Annotated in this window: 16 protein-coding genes and 1 pseudogene; 8 read left to right on the forward strand and 9 right to left on the reverse strand. The window is 59.0% G+C overall.

The features are described 5' to 3' along the window. Positions 1–23 precede the first annotated feature (23 nt). The 7 genes from CKW17_RS00580 to CKW17_RS00610 form a co-directional block, all read right to left on the reverse strand. Complete coding sequence (locus tag CKW17_RS00580) at positions 24–1,025, reverse strand: glycosyl transferase family protein (RefSeq protein ID WP_095118236.1); 1,002 nt, start codon at positions 1,023–1,025, stop codon at positions 24–26. Then, positions 1,022–1,357 (reverse strand): TusE/DsrC/DsvC family sulfur relay protein, encoded by a 336-nt coding sequence (locus tag CKW17_RS00585; RefSeq protein WP_095118237.1) that lies wholly within the window; start codon positions 1,355–1,357, stop codon positions 1,022–1,024. Before CKW17_RS00585 ends, CKW17_RS00580 begins: the two co-directional genes overlap by 4 nt. Continuing rightward, positions 1,354–1,647 (reverse strand): sulfurtransferase complex subunit TusB, encoded by a 294-nt coding sequence (gene tusB, locus CKW17_RS00590; protein WP_095118238.1) that lies wholly within the window; start codon positions 1,645–1,647, stop codon positions 1,354–1,356. Before tusB ends, CKW17_RS00585 begins: the two co-directional genes overlap by 4 nt. Then, positions 1,647–2,003 carry a sulfurtransferase complex subunit TusC gene (gene tusC, locus CKW17_RS00595; RefSeq protein ID WP_095118239.1) on the reverse strand — a complete coding sequence of 119 codons (357 nt, stop codon included), beginning with the start codon at positions 2,001–2,003 and terminating at the stop codon, positions 1,647–1,649. The genes tusB and tusC overlap by 1 nt, the downstream gene beginning before the upstream one ends. Position 2,004: 1 nt before the next feature. Next, positions 2,005–2,397, reverse strand: a complete 393-nt coding sequence (tusD, locus tag CKW17_RS00600) for a sulfurtransferase complex subunit TusD (protein ID WP_095119002.1) — start codon at positions 2,395–2,397, stop codon at positions 2,005–2,007. 191 nt (positions 2,398–2,588) lie between these two features. Next, the gene (locus CKW17_RS00605) at positions 2,589–3,293 is read right to left on the reverse strand and encodes a YoaK family protein (protein ID WP_095118240.1); all 705 of its coding nucleotides are present in this window, start codon (positions 3,291–3,293) and stop codon (positions 2,589–2,591) included. A gap of 24 nt (positions 3,294–3,317) precedes the next feature. Then, a complete protein-coding gene (locus tag CKW17_RS00610; protein ID WP_016987055.1) occupies positions 3,318–3,647 on the reverse strand; it encodes a DUF6388 family protein in 330 nt (109 codons plus the stop codon). A gap of 134 nt (positions 3,648–3,781) precedes the next feature. On the opposite strand from CKW17_RS00610, the gene CKW17_RS00615 reads away from it, so the two are divergent. Further along, entirely contained in the window at positions 3,782–4,132 is a 351-nt protein-coding gene (locus CKW17_RS00615) for a hypothetical protein (protein WP_077573583.1), read from the forward strand. A gap of 102 nt (positions 4,133–4,234) precedes the next feature. Here the strand turns inward: CKW17_RS00615 and CKW17_RS00620 are convergent, their stop codons facing one another. After that, the gene (locus CKW17_RS00620) at positions 4,235–4,660 is read right to left on the reverse strand and encodes a GNAT family N-acetyltransferase (protein WP_095118241.1); all 426 of its coding nucleotides are present in this window, start codon (positions 4,658–4,660) and stop codon (positions 4,235–4,237) included. Positions 4,661–4,808: 148 nt separating this feature from the next. On the opposite strand from CKW17_RS00620, the gene CKW17_RS00625 reads away from it, so the two are divergent. The 4 genes and pseudogenes from CKW17_RS00625 (at position 4,809) to CKW17_RS00640 (ending at position 7,886) form a co-directional block, all read left to right on the forward strand. Then, entirely contained in the window at positions 4,809–5,246 is a 438-nt protein-coding gene (locus tag CKW17_RS00625) for a hemerythrin domain-containing protein (protein WP_016987058.1), read from the forward strand. 222 nt (positions 5,247–5,468) lie between these two features. Next, on the forward strand, positions 5,469–6,098 hold the full coding sequence (locus CKW17_RS00630; RefSeq protein WP_095118242.1) for a lytic polysaccharide monooxygenase auxiliary activity family 9 protein: 630 nt from the start codon (positions 5,469–5,471) through the stop codon (positions 6,096–6,098). 43 nt (positions 6,099–6,141) lie between these two features. Further along, positions 6,142–7,143, forward strand: a pseudogene (locus CKW17_RS00635) (chitinase); the annotation flags it as partial. A gap of 152 nt (positions 7,144–7,295) precedes the next feature. Continuing rightward, on the forward strand, positions 7,296–7,886 hold the full coding sequence (locus CKW17_RS00640; protein ID WP_095118244.1) for an NUDIX domain-containing protein: 591 nt from the start codon (positions 7,296–7,298) through the stop codon (positions 7,884–7,886). A 1-nt stretch (position 7,887) separates the two neighbouring features. Here CKW17_RS00640 and CKW17_RS00645 read toward each other — a convergent pair whose 3' ends face one another. Next, on the reverse strand, positions 7,888–8,403 hold the full coding sequence (locus tag CKW17_RS00645; protein WP_095118245.1) for a methylated-DNA--[protein]-cysteine S-methyltransferase: 516 nt from the start codon (positions 8,401–8,403) through the stop codon (positions 7,888–7,890). Positions 8,404–8,557: 154 nt separating this feature from the next. On the opposite strand from CKW17_RS00645, the gene ggt reads away from it, so the two are divergent. The 3 genes from ggt to CKW17_RS00660 all read left to right on the forward strand — a co-directional run bounded on the left by ggt (position 8,558) and on the right by CKW17_RS00660 (position 12,065). Continuing rightward, a complete protein-coding gene (gene ggt / locus CKW17_RS00650; RefSeq protein WP_095118246.1) occupies positions 8,558–10,285 on the forward strand; it encodes a gamma-glutamyltransferase in 1,728 nt (575 codons plus the stop codon). A gap of 66 nt (positions 10,286–10,351) precedes the next feature. Continuing rightward, positions 10,352–10,885, forward strand: a complete 534-nt coding sequence (locus CKW17_RS00655) for a cysteine hydrolase family protein (protein ID WP_095118247.1) — start codon at positions 10,352–10,354, stop codon at positions 10,883–10,885. A 166-nt stretch (positions 10,886–11,051) separates the two neighbouring features. Then, complete coding sequence (locus CKW17_RS00660) at positions 11,052–12,065, forward strand: lysozyme inhibitor LprI family protein (protein WP_095118248.1); 1,014 nt, start codon at positions 11,052–11,054, stop codon at positions 12,063–12,065. The last annotated feature ends 18 nt before the right edge of the window (positions 12,066–12,083 follow it).

The following is a 12,083-nucleotide window of genomic DNA, read 5'->3' on the forward strand; positions in this document are numbered from 1 at the left end:
AAAGATCGGGCGTGAATGATCGGTTAAATCGATTTGTTCCGCGCGGCCCAGTACTGCTCGGCGGTTGCGAAGGCTTGCTCACGGTTTTGACCGAGGCCGCGCAAGGCCAAGGCCATAGTCGCAATCAAGGCCATATGCGGGTAACTGTCGACCACCTCACCACGCCACACTGCTTTCAGATGTTCAACGTCCAAAGTTGCCGGTTTGACGTGGCGTTGCGCCGACAATTGCGGCCATTCCTCGTCCCAGCTCTCGCCGCCGGTGGTGCCGTAGAGGTGACTGTCGGCATCCGGGTTGATCTCGATTTCGCCGCCATCGCCTTTGACCACAATCGCCGTGTCGCCGAGCAGGCCGCTGGCATCGCGATGCACCGCCTGATAGCCGGGGTGGAAGATGCTTTGCAGGCCGCAGCGTGCGCCCAGCGGATTGAGAATCCGCGCCAGGGAATGAATCGGCGAACGCAGGCCCAAGGTGTTGCGCAGGTCGATCATGTTCTGCAACTGCGGCGCCCAGTCCACCAGCGGCATGAACGCCAAGCCACCGTTATCCAGCGCCGTTCCGACCTGCTGCCAGGTGCGGCACAGCGGAATGTTCAACTCGCCGAGCAGTTGCTCGCTGTAGAGCCGCCCGGCCGTGTGTGCGCCGCCGCCGTGCATAAAGATGCGCACGCCGTTCTGTGCCAGGCATTTGGCCGCCAGCAGATACCACGGCAGATGGCGCTTCTTGCCGGCATAGGTCGGCCAGTCCAGATCGACGTTCAACTCGGGTGCCTGCAAGCGCTCGCGCAGGGCTTCGGTGAAACCAGCCATCTCCTCGGCACTTTCTTCCTTGTGCCGCAGCAACATAAGAAACGCGCCCAGCTGGGTGTCCTCAACTTTGTCGTCAAGGACCATGCCCATGGCTTCCCGGGCTTCTTCGCGAGTCAGGTCGCGGGCACCGCGTTTGCCCTTGCCGAGAATGCGCACGAATTGGGCGAACGGGTGTTCGGCAGGGGTTTCGAGGGTCAGTGCTGGAAAGTCGGTCATAAGCAATTCGTCGGTTTGGGCAGGCCCGCCAGTTTCGCGGCGAGTTTGGCGGGAGTGCCTTTGAACAGTCGGTTCAGGTGCAGGCTGTTGCCTTTGTCCGGGCCGAGTTTCAACGCGGTGTATTTGATCAGCGGCCGTGTGGCCGGGGACAGCTGGAATTCTTCGTAGAAGCTGCGCAACAGTTCGAGGACTTCCCAGTGTTCGGCGGTCAACTCGATCTCTTCGGCGGCGGCGAGGGCGCTGGCAACGTCGGCAGACCAGTCGCTCAGGTCGACGAGAAAGCCGTCCTTGTCCAGTTCGATGGCGCGGGCGCCGACGGTCATGGAATTCATAGCCAGCTGTTGACCTTGTCGTGGTGGATCGACAGTTCGACGAAGGCCGGGTAATCAATGGCCTCAGCCCAGTCCGGGACTTCGATGGCGCGAGCCTGTGCATCTTCGGCCAGAACGAACAATTTGATCTGGCGGCTTTGCAATGCGCTAAACGGTGCGGTGCCCGCTTGCAACGCATAGACCGCGTCGCCGGACAGCAACAAAGCATCAGCGCTGCCGATCAGACGCAGACAGCTGGTCAGGCGATCGTCGCCGAACGGGGAATGAGACAACACATGCAAAGTCGACATCAGAGGGTAATCACCTGGTCGTAACGGTCAATAAGGGCGGTGATTTGCTCGGCGGCGAGCGGCTGCGCTTCGTCCAGCGATAGAGTGCCGAGACCGCGAGTACTGGCACTCTCTGCGCAGTAGAACAACTCTTCGACACCAAACATCGGTAGCGCTTGCAGGTTAGCGCTCAAATCTTTCTGCTGCAGGACCTTGGCGTTCTGCCCGGCAGCCAGTTGCAGCACGCCATCATCGAGAAACAGCAAGCCAATGGGCAGGTCAAAGGCGCCGCCGGCCAGCACAATGTCCAGCGCTTCGCGAGCCGCCGGGCCGGACCACGGCGATTGACGGCTGATGATCAACAGGGATTTGGCCATCTCACGCACCTCCGAAGCAGATCAAGCGGTCAGCGTCTTGCACGGCGTCATGCAACTGACCGAGGCCGGACAATTCCCACGGCGCGCTGACCGAAATCGCTTCACGCTGGTAGCGCTTGGCTTCTTCGCTGTTCAGCACACCGCGACGCAGGGCGGCGGCGATGCACACCACGCCGTCCAGATTCTGCTCGCTGATGAAAGTGCGCCATTGTTTGGGCAAATCCAGTTCGTCCTGCGGAGTGACGACCGCATCCGAAGCGTTATAAACGCCGTCCTGATAGAAAAACAGCCGGACAATCTCATGCCCACCGGCCAGCGCAGCCTGTGCAAACAGCAGGGCGCGGCGCGAGGAGGGCGCATGGGCGGCGGAAAACAGCGCAATGGCGAACTTCATGACGGACTCGATCAGCAAAACTGCGGCCATGATAAAGCTTTATCGAGGCTGCCGCGAAACCCAAGTTGTACTCAGGCCCCTGTGGGAGCGAGCCTGCTCGCGAAAGCGGTGGGTCAGGCGATAAACAACATTGAATGTGCCGGCCTCTTCGCGAGCAGGCTCGCTCCCACAAGGATTTGTATAAGAGTCCATTAGCGAGGCATATAGCCCAACTGCCAGCGCCGCGGGATTTTCAGCGAGAGCAGCCCGATCATCGCGGCCAGCAACCCGCTAACGAACATCGCCTTCAGTCCCAAATGATGTTCCAGCACCGCCCCCAGAATCGCGCCGATAAACATCCCGCTCCATGGCACCAGTTGCACCCGCCAGCCACTGCGTCGTTCGCCGAGCATCCAGCGGCCCAGCCCTCGTCCGAATCGCGACAACGCGCCGGTGACATAGGTGAGTCCGACCGGTAAGCCATTCACCTCTTCGACGGCCGCATTGAGCATGCCCATTGCAACGATCGCCGCCAGCAACGCCGGCAGTTGGGTGTCGAAAGGCCAAGCAGCCGCCGCGCACAGCAGGGTGGCGATACACAGCAGCAGTGGCAACGCCCGACGTCCGCCGAAACGTGCAACGACCACCCCCAAGGCATTCCCGACGATAAAAGTTACGACGAGAATCACCAGGCGCACGGTCAGCCCGATATCGCCATCACTGATCGCCACGGCGAGTCGGGTGGTGTTGCCGCTCATGAACGAGACGAAGTCGCCGCTGGCCATAAAGCCAATGGCGTCGGTCATCCCGGCCAGCACCGAGAGGCTGGCCACCAGCGCCAGACCAATCCGCCCGCGCCACTTTTGTGTGTGCAGATGGCCGGGGCTGGCGCGGTGAGTCGAGGCGGATGGCAGCATGAGTGCGGTGTCCTTGGGCGACAGTTACGGTTCTATGCCATACAGATCGCAATACTCCAGCCAATCCATCCCGGCCATTTCCGCGACTTCACGGTGAACTTCCAGCCGCTGCGCCTGATACTCCTCAGGCGAGTCAGCCGTCAGTTGCAGGGTCAACTCCCAGGCAAACAGCCCGAGACTTTCCGCTTCGGCCTCAAACGCTTCATGCAGTCGCTCTTCACGATATTGCGCTTGAGTTTCGCCTTTGGCCTGGGCCAGCAACGGGTTGAGGTGATCGAGGGTTTCGCGCAGTTCGGGACGCGCGTCGAGAAATACTTTCAGGGCATGTTCATGTCGCTGGTCGGTAGGCGCCATGTGTTTTCCTTGTGAGGCTGATGACCTTAGGTTGCCGCAGCGGCCCGCGCGTGTCGCGCTATAAATGCAGTAAAGCAGAACGATTTCTGCTGCTGCGGTGATACAGTCCGCTTTTTTCTGAATGAGCGAATGCAATGCGAATTCTGATGGTAGCGCTGGCAGCAACGCTGCTGGCCGGTTGCGCAGGCTCGGTGATGGACGATGCTCGCACCAAAGCCCCCTATAAAGTACTGACTTCGGACAAAGCCGAGAAAGTCGTCGCCCAGTGTGTGCAGTTCGGCTGGCAGGACGAGGCGGTGTTCGGCGTGGACGCGGCGGCGTATCTGGAACCGCGCAAGTCGGGCGGGACGACGGTGTATACCCGGTCGGCTGAGTCGTTTGTCGATGTGATTACCGAGGCCTCGGGTACGACGCTGAATTACTACGCGCAGAAGGATGACTTTGTCGCCAAGCGCCGGTTGGCGGCGTTGGCGACCTGCCTCTGATCACGCGTTGACGCGGCTGTCGGCATCGCGAGCAGGTTCACTCCTACCGAGGAATGCATTCCAAATGTGGGAGCGAGCCTGCTCGCGAAGGGGTCGGTACATTCAACCTACAAGTCGCTTCTGGAAAAAGTGCCGCTTGTGCCCCGGCGGATAATCGACAATCTCCCCAAACTGGCTATACCCCAGCTTCTTGTAGAACTCTGGCGCCTGAAAGTCGAACGTGTCGAGCCATGCGCCGATGCAGCCTTTCTCACGCGCCAGCTCTTCGGCCATGTGCATCAGCTTCGAGCCAATTCCCTGGCCCCGGCCTGCTTCAGGCACTGACAGCAAATCGATGAACAACCACTGGCAGACCAGTCGGCCATAAAGTCCGCCCAGAATCTGGTCGTGATCATCGCGCACCAGCAGGGTGAGCGGCTCTGATACCGCGATCCCGGCCTTGGCCACGTTATAAGCATGCAGGGGCGCCAAAATGGCCTGGCGTTCTTCTTCTGTTGAGTTTTGCGACAGCTCGATGCGCAAGTTCATGCGTGACTTCCTTGTGGTTTGAATCCGCAGCCTATCCTGCCCGACGCCTGTCTTCCAAGCCCTTCCTCAACCCGGTGGAACTGCCGCTCTCGCGTCGGGGTCTAGCCTTTACAGCGTCACTCCAGCACGCGGTTGATGAGGATCCCCCATGAATATTTTCGAAGCCCTTCGCGAAAGCCACGACCGCCAGCGTAGCTACGCCAAAACCCTGATCGAAACCAGCGGCGATACGCCGGAGCGGGTCGAAGCCTACAAACAGCTCAAGGCAGAGCTCCAGGCCCATGAAACTGCGGAAGAGCGGCATTTCTACATTCCGTTGATGGAGCTTGATGACGGTGTCGATCTGAGCCGCCATGCCATCGCCGAACACCATGAAATGGACGAGATGATGGAAGAGCTCGATGAGACCGAGATGTCCAGCCCGGCCTGGCTGGCCATCGCGAAAAAGCTTTCTGACAAGGTTCATCACCATCTCAAGGAAGAAGAGCAGAAGTTCTTCCAGATGGCCGGCAAGTTGCTCAACGAAAAACAGAAAGAACAACTCGCCGGGCAGTACGAAAAGGAGTTCAACGCACAGTTGCCATGAGTACTGAATGGCAGCTTTTGCAGCATTGCCGTGTAATCTTTTGACCACATTTCAGGTGGGCGTTGTCGCAGAAGGCTGTATATGCATCCAGTGTTTGCGATGTTTTTACGCTTCAAGGCTGCTGACTGCGACAAAACCGCCGATGGACAAAAAATCCCTCTCCGTTAGCTTGAAGGCCTCTCCTCGGAAAGGAGAGTTCTTAAATCAACGGAGTGAAAAATCATGAATCAACCACAAACCCAACTGCGACACGGTCGTGTAATTTCCCCTGCAAGCCGCGGTGCGGTTGCCATTGAGCAAGGATTGCTCGGTGCCTGGCAGGTCAACGAAATGGAAGGCGGGAAGAATTTCCCGGCACTGGCAGCGGGGCCGTTTCCGACCCCTTACCAGTCCGACTCGGACAGTGTCACGCCACCGGCCGATGGCTACATTCTCAGCGGTGGCAAGAGCGATGCCCGCGATTGCGTGAACTTCACCAATGATGAAATGAGCAAGAAACTCGCTCGTCCGTTCACTTGGCCGCTGCTCAATGTCACCCCGGGGCAGACCCTCGAAATCAAATGGGAATACACCGCGCCGCACACCACCCGCGGCTACCGCTGGCTGATCACCAAGGATGGCTGGGACCCGAAACAACGCATCACTCGTGCGCAACTGGAAGCCCAACCGTTCTTCGAGGACTTCTACACTCAGGTGCCTTATTACAGCTACCCGAATGAATTGAAGGCCAAGGTCAATCACGCGGTGAAACTACCGGCCAACAAGAAGGGCCATCACGTGATCGTGCTGATGTGGATCGTTGCCAACACCGGTAACGCCTTCTATCAGGCTTTCGACGTCGACTTCAAATAACGGCGATATGTCGTCAAACCCACACGTTCTGAAGGATTAGAACATGTCACAAATCGATTTCTCTTTAGTGCAAAGCGCGGCGAGCGATGCCGCTTCGCTGATGCCGAGCATTGCCGGTAAAAAGATCCTCATGGGCTTCTGGCACAACTGGCCTGCGGGTCCGAGCGATGGTTACCGCCAGGGTCGCTTCGCCAGCCTCTCGCTTGAGGAGGTGCCCAAGGAGTACAACGTGGTCGCGGTGGCCTTCATGAAGGGCAGCGGGATTCCGACCTTCAAGCCGTTCAACGTTTCCGATGCCGAGTTCCGCCGCCAGGTCGGCGTGCTCAACAGCCAGGGGCGAGCAGTGTTGATTTCCCTCGGCGGCGCCGATGCGCACATCGAATTGCGCAGTGGTCAGGAACAAGCGCTGGCCAATGAAATCATCCGTCTGGTGGAAACCTACGGTTTCGACGGGCTGGACATCGATCTTGAACAGAGCGCGATTGACTTCGCTGCCAACAAGACCGTCCTGCCGGCCGCGCTGAAACGGGTCAAGGATCACTACGCAGGCCAGGGCAAGCACTTCATCATCAGCATGGCCCCGGAGTTTCCGTACCTGACCAGCACCGGCAAATACGTGAGCTACCTGCAGGCACTGGAAGGCTACTACGACTTCATCGCCCCGCAGTTCTACAACCAGGGCGGCGACGGTGTCTGGGTACCGGAAGCCAACAACGGCGCAGGTGCGTGGATCGCGCAGAACAACGATGCGCTGAAGGAGGATTTCCTCTTCTACCTGACTGAAAGCCTGGTGACCGGCACTCGCGGCTTTACGCGGATCCCGGCGGACAAGTTCGTCATCGGCCTGCCGGCCAACAACGATGCGGCTGCCACCGGTTATGTGATCGACAAAACCGTGGTCGGTAACGTCCTTAAACGCCTGGCGATCAAAGGGCTGCCGATCAAAGGCTTGATGACCTGGTCGGTGAGTTGGGACAACGGCACCAGTAAGGATGGCTTGCCGTACAACTGGGAGTTCAGTCGGCGTTATGGGCCGTTGATTCATGGAGTGAGTTCCGCCGAGTCGGATGTCGATGACAAGCTTTCGCACATCGCTCGTTAGTTGCAAATAAAGAAGCCCGGTAGCGCTGCCGGGCTTTTTTTGTTTGCGCAATTATTCGACCATGGCGGCTTATTCAGGAAACAGGATCAAGCGTCATGTCCAACACAACCGAGCGGGTCAACATCGTCGACACTCAGGTGTTGTCCCATGACTGGTATCTGCTGAAGAAAATCACCTTCGACTATCACCGCAACAACGGCGAGTGGCAGCGTCAGACTCGTGAAGTCTATGACCGAGGCAACGGTGCAGCGATTTTGTTGTTCAACCGTGAACAGCGCACGGTGGTACTGACCCGGCAGTTCCGCTTGCCGGTGTTCGTCAATGGCCATGACGGATTGCTGATCGAGGTGGCTGCCGGGTTGCTTGAAGGCGCTGCGCCGGAGCAACGGATTCGCGATGAAGCCGAAGAGGAAACCGGCTATCGCGTACACGACGTGAAGAAGGTGTTCGAGGCGTACATGAGTCCCGGTTCGGTGACCGAAAAGCTGCATTTTTTCATTGCCGAATACGACGCGGCAGCGAAGGTCAGCGACGGTGGTGGTCTGGAAGAGGAGACCGAAGAACTGGAAGTGCTGGAGTGGCGATTCGACGAAGCGTTGGCAGCGTTTCAGCGCGGTGAGATCTGCGACGCCAAGACCATCATGCTGTTGCAGTATGCGGCGATGAATAACCTGTTCGGCGCTTGATTCAGAACAGCTCGCCTGTTTTGCCAATTTGCGACCACTGCCCACCCTCCAGGGTCAGCAAGCGCTCTTTCGCCTCGAGCCCACCGGCAAACCCGGTCAGCTTCCCCGAAGCGCCGATCACCCGATGACACGGCGCGACAATGGAAATCGGGTTGCGTCCGTTCGCAGCACCCACCGCCCGCACGGCGCTGGGGCTGCCTATCTGCTCGGCAATCTGGCTGTAGGTCCGCGTCTCGCCGAATGGAATGGTCAGCAACGCCGCCCAGACCTTTTTCTGAAAGTCGGTGCCAGCGAAATCCAGTTCCAGATCAAAACAGTCCCGCGTCCCGGAAAAATATTCTTCAAGTTGTCGAGCCGTTCGAATCAGGATCGGATTGTCGGGTGCCTCGCTCATCGGTCCGAGGCGCACGCGGTTCGGTTTGTCGTTTTCCCAGAGGATGGCCGCCAGTCGTGAGCCGTTCGCGACCAGCTTCAGCTCGCCGACGGGCGAGGGCAGGGTGATGAACGTGTAAGACATGACGGCAGACTCCGGATCAGGGCGGCAACAGCGACCAGCATACTGCCTGAGCGGGGAGGCGCAATACGCAAAGCCGACCATACTGCTTGGTGCTCTTGAAGCGTTCCCCGCTCTGTTTTGCACAGACCCTGAAAACAAAAAAAGAGATCGACTCATGAAGTACGAACCTTTGGCCAAAACGCTGATAGCGACCTCACTGGCACTTAGCTGTCTCATGGCTCACGCGGCGTCAGTCGCACCGGTTGCCGCCGAAAACGGCATGGTGGTCACCGCGCAACATCTGGCCACCCATGTGGGTGTCGACGTACTGAAAAGTGGCGGTAATGCCGTCGATGCGGCAGTCGCCGTGGGTTACGCGCTGGCGGTGGTGTATCCCGCAGCAGGCAACCTCGGCGGTGGCGGCTTCATGACCATTCAACTGGCGGACGGGCGCAAGACCTTCCTCGATTTCCGCGAAAAAGCGCCGCTGGCGGCCACCGCGAACATGTACCTCGACAAGGAAGGTAACGTCATTCCCGATTTGAGTACGCGTGGTCACTTGGCGGTGGGCGTGCCCGGCACGGTCTCCGGCATGGAACTCGCGCTGAGCAAATACGGGACAAAACCGCGCAAAGAGATGATTGCCCCGGCGATCAAACTGGCGGAAGACGGCTTTGCGCTGGAGCAGGGTGACGTCGAGTTGCTGGAATACGCCACCGACGTGTTCAAGAAGGACATGCGCGATTCCGGCTCGATCTTCCTGCACAACGGTGAGCCGATGCAGGTCGGGCAGAAACTGGTGCAGAAGGATCTCGGCAAAACCCTGCGAACCATTTCCGATAAAGGCGCCGACGGCTTCTATAAAGGCTGGGTCGCGGATGCCATCGTCACCTCGAGTCAGGCCAACAAAGGCATCATTACCCAGGCTGACCTCGACAAATACAAGACCCGCGAACTGGCGCCGGTGGAGTGTGACTACCGTGGTTATCATGTGGTCTCGGCGCCACCGCCAAGCTCCGGCGGCGTGGTGATCTGCCAGATCATGAACATCCTCGAAGGCTATCCGATGAAGGATCTGGGCTTCCATTCGGCCCAAGGCATGCACTACCAGATCGAAGCGATGCGCCACGCCTATGTCGATCGCAACAGCTACCTCGGCGATCCGGATTTCGTCAAAAATCCGATCGAGCACCTGCTGGACAAGAACTACGCGACCAAACTGCGCGACGCTATCCAGCCGAACAAGGCCGGCGTGTCGGCTGAGCTCAAACCTGGCGTAGCGCCCCATGAAGGCAGCAACACCACCCACTATTCGATCGTCGACAAGTGGGGCAATGCGGTGTCGGTCACCTACACCCTCAACGATTGGTTCGGCGCTGGCGTGATGGCGAGCAAGACCGGGGTGATCCTCAACGATGAGATGGACGACTTCACCTCCAAGGTCGGCGTGCCGAACATGTACGGTCTGGTGCAGGGCGAAGCCAATGCGATAGCGCCGGGCAAGGCACCGCTGTCATCGATGAGCCCGACCATCGTCACCAAGGACGGCAAAGTGGTAATGGTGGTCGGTACACCGGGTGGCAGCCGTATCATCACGGCGACTTTGCTGACCATGCTCAACGTCATCGACTACGGCATGGGCCTTCAGGAAGCGGTCGATGCGCCACGCTTCCACCAGCAGTGGATGCCGGAGGAAACCAACCTCGAAGACTTCGCCGCCAGCCCCGATACGCGCAAGATTCTCGAGAGCTGGGGCCACAAGTTCGCCGGCCCGCAGGACGCCAACCACATCGCCGCGATTCTGGTGGGGGCACCTTCGCTGGGCGGTAAGCCCGTTGGCAAAAACCGTTTCTACGGCGCCAATGATCCGCGCCGCAACACCGGCTTGTCACTGGGTTACTGAGGGGCGTAAAAAGGGGGCGGGCTCACGTCCGCCCCTGTCTCAAGGACTGATCAAGGAAGGCTCATCATGACCACCGCATTACTGATCATCGACGTCCAGCGCGCCCTCTGCTCGGGCGAATATCAGTGCCATGATATTCACCGGGTGATCGACACCATCAACGGTCTCAGCGCCCGCGCCCGCCAGGCAGGTGTGCCAGTGGTGCTGATTCAGCACGAAGAGAAGGACAGCCCCTTGGCCCATGGTGCCGAAGGCTGGCAATTGGCCGAAGGGCTTGAGACATCGCCCAAAGACCTGCGCGTACGCAAAACCACGCCGGACTCGTTCTACCAGACAGACTTGCGCAAACTGCTGCCGAGCGAGGATTTCGAAAAACTGGTCATCTGCGGTTTGCAAACCGATTACTGCGTCAACGCCACCGTGCGTCAGGCCCATCAACTGGGTTATGACGTGGTGCTCGTTGCGGACGCCCATTCCACCGTCGACAACGGCAACATGAGCGCCGAAGACATCATCACCGAGCACAACAAGGATCTGGCGCATCTGACCGGCTCCGTGGCGCGTATCGACGTCATACCCGCAGCCGGAATCACGTTCTGACAACCCACACAAAACCTGTAGGAGTGAGCCTGCTCGCGATAGCAGTGTGTCAGTTGGCGCAGCATCGTCTGACTGGACGCTATCGCGAGCAGGCTCACTCCTACAGTGGGGATTTTCGCTGGCAGCACTGGCATACTGCGCGCCGTCCGAAGAATGGAATCTCTCGATGTTCGCGATCTCCCTGCGTCACGCCGTGCTGCTGACGTCCCTTGCGTTTGCCGCTGTCACCCAGGCCAGCAGTTTCGATTGCGCCACGGCCAACAGCAAAACTGAAAAAGCCATTTGTGGTGACCCGCAGATTTCGCTGCTCGACGAGAAGCTGGGCAAGCTGTGGCATTCGACATTGGCTAATGTCCCCGATGCCCAAGCCCTCAAGACTGACCAGCGGCAGTGGCTGAAAAATCGCAACGCCTGTGGTGAGCAGACGGCCTGTTTGCGCCGCCAGTACCTGATGCGCCTGACCGAACTTGAACACGCCACTCAGCCCTTCAGTTGGGACGCGACCTGGCAGCTTGTTCCGCCGGGGACTTCAACCTCGGCGACGGTGATAACCCAGCGCCGCGATGCTACGCACATCAGCATCGACATTACGGCAGCTGAGGGCGCCAACTCCGGTGATCTGGACGGCATCGCCACACTCAAGGACGGTAAGGCCGTTTATTCGGAAGACAAGTGCACCCTGTTGTTCACTCCCATCAACGGTGTGCTGGATATTTCGCACGTGGGTGCAGGCGGATATTGCAGTGCCGGATTGGGCGTCTATTACACCGGCCGTTTTGTCGCCTCGCAGCAACCGCTGGCGCTGGATTACGACATGCTCAGCCTGGGCTTGGCTAAAACTCCGGAAGAGAACCAGGCACTGCACACGTTGCTCAAGACTGATTATCAGACGCTGGTGGAAAAGTCCGGCTCGTTGATGACCGCTGAGCCTTCTGCTGATGTGCCGGGCAGTCAGGTCTGGGAGATGTGGATGCGCGGCCTCGGCGGTACCGGCGTCTTGATGCGGTCAACCGCTGGGCATTTCTGGGTGCTGCTGGTGACCTACGACAGTACCGGGCACTCGCGTCTGCGCTATTACACCAACGCTGCGAAATGGAAAAAACGTCTACCCGACGCCTTGCACGACTGGAACGAGCGCATGAAAGATCATCTGGAACTCCCCGTAGACTTCATGCCCTGATCTGCGCAGCACTCCTCC

It is taken from the genome of Pseudomonas sp. Irchel s3f10 (assembly GCF_900187515.1).
GTDB lineage: Bacteria > Pseudomonadota > Gammaproteobacteria > Pseudomonadales > Pseudomonadaceae > Aquipseudomonas > Aquipseudomonas tensinigenes.